The organism is Nocardia sp. 852002-20019_SCH5090214 (assembly GCF_001665865.1).
Lineage (GTDB): Bacteria > Actinomycetota > Actinomycetes > Mycobacteriales > Mycobacteriaceae > Nocardia > Nocardia nova.
On sequence record NZ_LZMK01000253.1, the window covers coordinates 1 to 3,473 of the forward strand.

Here is a 3,473-nt window from a genome sequence, read left to right on the forward strand (position 1 = left end):
CGGTTGGCCAGCGGGCCGTAGACGATGTAGGAGTGTCCGGTGACCCAGCCGATGTCGGCGGTGCACCAGTACACGTCCTGCCCTGGTTTGTGGTCGAAGACGTAGTGGTGGGTGTAGGCGACCTGGGTCAGGTAGCCGCCCGAGGTGTGCAGGATGCCCTTGGGCTTTCCGGTGGTGCCGGAGGTGTAGAGGATGTAGAGCGGGTGCTCGGCATCGAAAGCGCTGCAGGCATGGTCCGTTGATGCCTGGGCGACGGTTTCGTGCCACCACCGGTCGCGGCCCTCGGTCCATGCGATCTCGAGATTCGTGCGCCGCACCACCAGCACGTGTTCGACGCTGTGCGGGACGTCGCCGTGGGCGTAGAGCGCCTCGTCGACGGCTTCCTTCAGCGGTGCGGCCTTACCGCGGCGCCACTGGCCGTCGGTGGTGATCACGAGGCGGGCCTCGGCGTCGTCGACGCGCTGGCGCAGGGCGCTGGGGGAGAAGCCGGCGAAGACCACCGAGTGGGTCAGGCCCAGCCGGGCGCAGGCCAGCATCGACACGATGGCCTCGGGGACCATCGGCATGTAGATCGCGACCCGGTCGCCGGCGGTCAGGCCGAGTTCGGTGAAGTAGTTGGCGGCCTGGCACACCTCGGCCTGGAGCTGGGCGTAGGTGATCGAGCGGGAATCGCCGGGCTCACCCTCCCAGTGGATGGCGACCTGGTCGCCGTAGCCGTCGTCGACGTGGCGGTCCACGCAGTTGTAGGCGATGTTGAGCTTGCCGCCGGTGAACCAGCGCGCGAACGGGGCATCGTCCCAGTCCAGCACCCGATCCCACGGCTGATGCCAGTGCAGTCGCTGCGCTTGTTCGGCCCAGAACCCCTCGCGATCCGCCGTTGCCCGCTCGTAGATGGACGCATCGGCATTGGCTGCCGCGGCGAATTCGGCCGTAGGCGGGTACACGTCTCGGTGCTCAGCGGTGGTGTCGGTCATCTCGCCTCCATCGGGCCTGTCCATCGGATACGCGTCGGCCGCAGCGTGACCGCGGCCACGATGTGACCCTAACGGACTGTGACCTGCGCCGCGTATCGGTCCCGAACGGCGGGCTCGGGAAGCGGACCCCGGTGGGCCGCGGGATGCGCTCGGCTAGCGTGTGGGTCGTGAGCGACGTGCTGCAACCCCTGGTCGACCTGCCCGGTGTCCGCGAGGCGGCCGACCGCGCCCGCGATGCGCTCGCCGAAGTCCACCGGCACAAGGCGAACCGGCGGGGCTGGCCGACCACGGCGGCCGAGGCGGCGGTCCGCGCGGCGCGCTCCTCGGCGGCGATCGACGGCGGGGCCACCGAACTGCCCGCCGACGGCCGGGTCGCCGATCCGATTCTGGCGGGAGCGTTGCGGGTCGGGCAGGCCCTCGACGGTGACGCACTGCGGAATCTGGTCGGCGTGTGGCAGCGGGCGCCGCTGCAGGCGCTGGCTCGTCTGCATCTGCTCGCCGCGGCCGATCTGGTCGACAACGAAATCGAACTCGGCCGGCCGCGCCCGGAGCCGGGCATCGCCGAACGACTCGATCTGCTGGCTCAGACCGTACTGACCTCGAGCGCGCCGGCCCCCGTGCTGGCCGCGGTGGTGCACGGTGAGCTGATGTCGTTGCGTCCCTTCGGTTCGGCCGACGGCGTGGTGGCGCGGGCGGCGTCCCGGCTGGTGGCCGTCGCGAGCGGCCTGGATCCGCACAGTCTGGGCGTACCGGAGGTCTTCTGGTTGCGACGCCGCCAGGCCTACCTCGACGCCGCGGCGGGCTTCGCCGACGGGACGGCCGAGGGTGTGGGCGGTTGGGTGGTGTTCTGCTGCGGCGCGCTGGAAGACGGTGCCCGCGAGGCTCGATCGATCGCCGATGCGGCGGCATGAACGCGGCGCGTGAGCGCTGATCACAGTGAGTGCGGAACGGGTCCGCACATCGAAGCGGGCGGCGTAGCCGTCGTCGGCCTCACCGCCCGCTAGCACGGACTACCCGGTTACCAAGCGTGCTTGTCGGGTTGTGTTCTGCGGCCTCGGCGATCATCCGAACCCCGCCGGTTCATCCCCGCAACCTGTGCGAGGCCATTGCCGACGTGAACTCGAATTTCGCAGGCCCACAACGCTTCTGCCCTTGTCGCGGCGCGCTCCGCGTGGGTGCCTGGCGTCCGTGCTGGGAAGTGCGGATGGGAGATCGAACCTTCTCTTCCGTTCCGATCTTGGCCTTCCGCCCCTCCGTGCGTCCATTGTTACTCTGTGAGACCCCTCACATCAAGGGTCGAAAGGACATTACTCATAATCGGCGTGTGGCCCCTCGAATCGTGGTTACATCGATGGGTTGCGCGTCGTTGACCAGCCGCGATGCGCTCGGAGCGCCACCCTCAGCGGCGCCGGCGCAGCAGCCGGTAACTGAGGGCGCCGGCCAGTACCGCGCTCACTCCGACCACCGCCGTGGCGGCCACCGTCGTGGTCGACGGCGCGGGAATCCGCGACCATAGTGACACCGGATTGGAGAAGGTCAGGATCGGCCAGTCCCGGGCCACCGCCTCGCGTCGCAGGTTCCGGTCGGGGTTGACCGCGGTGGGGTGTCCGACCGCCGACAGCATCGGCAGATCGGTGATCGAATCGGAATAGGCGTAGCAGCGCGACAGGTCGTAGCGCTCGGACGCGGCCAGCTTCTCGATCGCCTCGACCTTGCCCTCGCCGTAGCAGTAGAACTCGACTTCGCCTGTGTACTTACCGTTTTCGACCACCATCCGAGTGGCGGCGGTATGCGTCGCACCCAGCGCGGCGGCGATCGGGGCGACGATCTCCTCACCCGACGCCGAGACGATCACGACGTCGTGGCCGCGGATCTTGTGGTCGGCGATCAGATCCGACGCCTCCGCATAGATCAGCGGATCGACCAGTTCGTGCAGTGTTTCCGCGACGATCGAGCGCACCTGCGACACGTCCCAGCCGGCGGTCATCTTCGTCAGATGTTCGCGCATCCGCTCCATCTGGTCGTGGTCGGCGCCGGAGAGCAGGAACAAGAAGTGCGCGTAACTGGATTCCAGTACGGTGCGCCGATCGATCAGGCCCTGCGCGAAGAACGGCCGGCTGAAGACGAACGCGCTCGACTTGGCGATGACCGTCTTGTCCAGATCGAAGAACGCGGCGATCCGGGGTGCGGACGAAGCGTCCGTCGTCCGGTGCGCGCGATTCGCTGCTGCATCGTTGCGGTGTCGCGGGTGCCCGGTATCCCCGGCGGCCCGATCGTTCGTAGCTGTTTGGTCGCCCTCGGCCGTCACGGCTCCAGAATAGGGAGCTTCCCCGGTGATGCGGCGTTCAGCCCGGCCGCACGCCCCGTCCGATGCCCCGGGAGCCGCCCGCTCGGGGCCGAAACTTCGTCGCGCGATGGACTTGCATTGCCGCCGGTTTCTGGGTGTAGTATTGCTGGCACCTGGACATGGTCCAGGCGCGTTCAGCCCGACCCCCCGGG

General features: G+C 68.7%; 3 protein-coding genes. 1 reads left to right on the top strand and 2 read right to left on the bottom strand.

The genetic code is table 11. The features are described 5' to 3' along the window. Positions 1-974 (bottom strand): AMP-binding protein (locus A5780_RS19645; protein ID WP_156769568.1); only part of this gene is annotated, 974 nt, incomplete at its 3' end. Between the two features lie 167 nt (positions 975-1,141). Here A5780_RS19645 and A5780_RS19650 point away from each other — a divergent pair. Continuing rightward, complete coding sequence (locus A5780_RS19650; RefSeq protein ID WP_064906118.1) at positions 1,142-1,885, top strand: hypothetical protein; 744 nt, start codon at positions 1,142-1,144, stop codon at positions 1,883-1,885. 488 nt (positions 1,886-2,373) lie between these two features. Here A5780_RS19650 and A5780_RS19655 read toward each other — a convergent pair whose 3' ends face one another. Further along, positions 2,374-3,153 (bottom strand): HAD family phosphatase, encoded by a 780-nt coding sequence (locus tag A5780_RS19655; RefSeq protein ID WP_063010244.1) that lies wholly within the window; start codon positions 3,151-3,153, stop codon positions 2,374-2,376. Positions 3,154-3,473: the final 320 nt, after the last annotated feature.